Genomic DNA, 3,658 nt, shown 5'->3' with positions numbered 1-3,658 from the left:
GTGGCAATACTCAGATACAAAGTCAAGTCTATTATTTAGGGCTTTAGAAAGATTTTTTCATTTGATTTCAAAATTATCAGCTATCCAATCTAGCTTTGCTGAAATGACTTTTGAGTATTGCATTCAAATAGAGCCACTAGTGCGGAGATTAGCGCCACCTAATGCGGGCCATGGAGCCAGTCAGTGCGAAAAGACAGAGCCACAGGCTAAGAAAGCCGGGGCTCTATTTTTTTGATTATTTATTGATTATTTTTTGTATAGGTTAATCGATGTCTTTCTTGAGTTGACACTTCTGAGTATCGCCTTCAAATAAAGCCACCAGAGTCGTCTTTAGAACCACCCAGGGTCCTGCAGGGAGCCGGCGTGGGTCCTGATAAGGACCGCTAGCACTAATTACCAGTGCTAGTGGCCCAAGAGGTTTATCTTTTATTTCTTTTTTCTAATTCTGCCATCAGAAATTCTATTCCTATTTTCACTACCTCATCAGCTATTTCTTCCTCCATTATTTCATCCTTCTGCCTATCTCCGTCGGGCAAATAAAAGGGAAGTAAAAGCATTTCTAATTCTTCCATGATGTCCCAGGGAAGGTAGTTATGGAAATAAAACTTTGCGATACGATTTTCTACATCTTCAGGAATCATCTACTGGCCCCCAGTCCGTGGCGCTCTCTCATAGAAATCTCGCCATCGATAAGGATTTTGTAGGAGTCGTGTACAATTCTATCAAGGATTGCATCAGCTATTAAAGCATCTCCCAGTTGTTCATACCAACCTTCAGGAGCCTTTTGTGAACAAAAGATCGTAGAAGACTTTTTGAGTCTGGCCTCGATTATTTCAAAGATTGTGTAGACACTATCTTCAGGTATGGGGGTTAGTAGCCACTCGTCTATTATTAGTAGATCCACCTTTTTGTATTTCTTTATTAGCTTTCTAAAGCTCCCATCGGCCTGATTTTTAGCTAGGGCGAATTCATCTAGCAGTTCAGGAAGTCTCACATACCTAACCTTATAGTGCTGCCTGCAAGCCTGGGTACCAAAGGCATTAGAAATCCAAGTTTTCCCATTTCCTGATGCTCCCATAAGAATTATGTTAAGACCTTTTTGGATGTAATTACCAGTGGCAAGCTCCATTATAAGGTTTTTATCAAGTTTTCTATCTGGGTGGTACTCTATGTCCTCAATAGAGGCCTCTGGTTCACTGAATCCTGCCTGTTTTATTAGTCTTTTGAGCTTATTGTTTTTACGCCTGTAGTACTCCTGATCTACCATGAGGTTAAACCTATCATCAAAGGTCATATTCTTATAATCATTACTATTAAGCTGCTCTTCATAGGCCTCAGCCATGGCGCTGAGCTTCATTTCTTTTAGTTTTCTTAATGTTTCACTATTCATCTATCTTCTCCTCTAAAGTAATCTTTTCCTCGAATAAAGTTATAACTAGTTTTGTCTGGGACATCTAGTTTCTCGTTTTTATTAGTGGCTCTAGTCTTATTTCTAGTTAGGATTGTCTTATAGACGCTAACCATAGGTCTAGATGAAACCTGGAGAAGATCCTTAGCTGCTTTCTCCATATCTGCCTTGGAGTGGTTTCTAGCTAGCCCCTTTAGAGTCATTATTAGATTAAGGGCTCTCTTCTCTGGATTCTGATCAAGAAGAGTGTCTACTAGCCTGAGCATCTCAGGACCTACCTTCTCTGCCCACTTCCTACTGTTTTCCGGTGTGTGCTCTAGAAAGAGGCGATGGTTATCAGGCATGTGGTCTGGGTTCGTAGAGTGCTGCCCTATAGCTCCAGTTAACTTTTTGTGGGATGCAATTCTATAGTCGTTGAAGTATACTTCAATCAAGTCCTTAGTGATGCGGATATCAACCTCACTTCGGATGTATTCGTAGGGGACGGAGTAGTGCATCTTATCGACTTGAAGGTGGTAACTAAGGTCAACCTTAGCACTTCTCCACTCCGATAATTTAAAGCGAGTGTTTCGAAGAGGTAGAAGGTGGTGCTTCTCCTCTTCGTCAAACACCTGTTTTCTAGATCCTGGTCTTTTCTGAAAAGCTTCCGTATTTATTTCATCTAGTTTCTTCCAAATTTCCCTATTAAGTTCATAAAGATCAAAGCACTGGTAGTTTCTTAGTGCAGCTATTATCTGCCTTGATACAAAGCCCACAGTAGCTTCTACACTGGGCTTGTCTTTTGGTTTTTTTACTCTAGCGGGAATTATAACGGTGCCATAGTAATCAGCTAGTTCCCTGTAAGCTTCATTTAATAGAGGCTCGCTTTTTGATGACTTTGTTACACCTGTCCTTAGGTTGTCTGGAACCACTGCCTCAGGAACGGCCTGGAAGTACTCAAAGGCGTTTATGTGACCGGTTAGCCAGCTCTCAGACTTCATATCAAGAAAGCCTTCCACATAGCTGTACTGGCTATAGGGAAGGGTGGCGACAAAGACATAAACCTCTAGATCTTTTCCGCTAGCTCTTTCATGTATTGATAGTGTTGAACCAGCCCAGTCCACCTCAAGAAGTTCTCCGGGTTTTCTTCTTATGGGCATGGTGGCCTTATACTTTTTGGCATACTTTGTGTATTTCTCAGCAAATGTCCTATAGGCGTAGGGAATTTTTCCGTAGTCTCTAGCTTCTGAGCTATACTCTAAATGCAGAAGTTTTAAAGTTACATTCTTTCGACCTAGCTCCTTATGAACTTTTTCCCAATCCGCAGGGTAGTATCCCCTCTCAATTGCCTGCTTTTCTGGAAAAAGAAATTCATTGAGAAAGCTATCTGTAGTAGTGTCTGTTAGTTCTGTTAAACCAAGATTTTTTTATCTTTTAATAATCTTTGAAACCGTATTTCTAGAGCTTCCCACGCTTGAGCTTATGGTGCGCTGGGATACCCCCTTGAAATGAAGCACCAGGATTTTTCGGTACTGAACCATTAAAAAAACCTCCTCTATAATTTTGCCTACCTGATGACGGCATAGTAACAATTATACAGAAGGTTATTACTTTTTATATTAAATTTTACTGGCTCCCCAGTCCGCACTAGCTGGCTCCATTCGATGCATTCACTGGCCCTAATCTCCGCACTCCTGGCTCTTTTCCTCCGCAATACTCAGCTGGCTCTATTTATGGCCCTGGGTGGCTCTAAAGATGACCTTAGTGGCTCTCTACCGTGGCAATACTCAAATACTCTAATAGCATGAACATATAAAGCTTCAACTTGATAAGAATCTTGAATGGGGTTCAAGAAGTCGCAGGTTCGATTCCTGTCACTCCGACCAGAATAAAAGCCTTTGAAGGTTGAAATTCCAAGGCTTTTTTAATGTCAAGATTTGTCACTATTTTCCCTACAACCCTGTCTGAAAACCCTGGGAAACAGACGGTAGCAAACAAACAACTAGTAATTTTCTCTGATTTATTACTTAGATTAAAACTATAAACGTAGACTAAGGATATAAAATATTAAAATTAAAAAAGGTTTATTAAAATTCCACTTACTTTGTTTCTAAATCCACTAAAATCATTTATATCTATTAATCTTGCACCATTTTTCCTTGCAGTCTCTTTAGCTCTTTTGGTAAACCCTTCATTACTTATAATAACAACATGTGAAAGTTCATTTTGGTCTCTAGCAATGATAGCACCTTTTACCGCATTGTTATGTAC

3 protein-coding genes and 1 pseudogene are annotated in these 3,658 nt (G+C 40.2%); all 4 read right to left on the bottom strand.

The genetic code is table 11. The features are described from left to right. Positions 1–419 precede the first annotated feature (419 nt). Positions 420–641 (bottom strand): hypothetical protein, encoded by a 222-nt coding sequence (locus tag GXZ13_07715; GenBank protein ID NLX75689.1) that lies wholly within the window; start codon positions 639–641, stop codon positions 420–422. After that, entirely contained in the window at positions 638–1,390 is a 753-nt protein-coding gene (locus GXZ13_07710) for an ATP-binding protein (GenBank protein NLX75688.1), read from the bottom strand. The genes GXZ13_07715 and GXZ13_07710 overlap by 4 nt, the downstream gene beginning before the upstream one ends. Next, a pseudogene (locus tag GXZ13_07705) lies at positions 1,387–2,928 on the bottom strand (IS21 family transposase). The gene GXZ13_07710 and the pseudogene GXZ13_07705 overlap by 4 nt, the downstream one beginning before the upstream one ends. Before the next feature lie 532 nt (positions 2,929–3,460). Next, the coding region (locus GXZ13_07700; GenBank protein NLX75687.1) for a hypothetical protein at positions 3,461–3,658 on the bottom strand (198 nt) is incomplete at its 5' end.

It is taken from the genome of Synergistaceae bacterium (assembly GCA_012728235.1).
Classification (GTDB): domain Bacteria; phylum Synergistota; class Synergistia; order Synergistales; family Synergistaceae; genus JAAYFL01.
Note: the sequence above shows the minus strand (reverse complement) of the source record. Positions and strands in the feature narration are given on the sequence as shown.

What these genes read in the sequence shown, in the direction of transcription:
- GXZ13_07715 (NLX75689.1), bottom strand. Translation starts at nt 641, where the DNA reads ATGATTCCTGAAGATGTAGAAAATCGTATCGCAAAGTTTTATTTCCAT.
- GXZ13_07710 (NLX75688.1), bottom strand. Translation starts at nt 1,390, where the DNA reads ATGAATAGTGAAACATTAAGAAAACTAAAAGAAATGAAGCTCAGCGCC.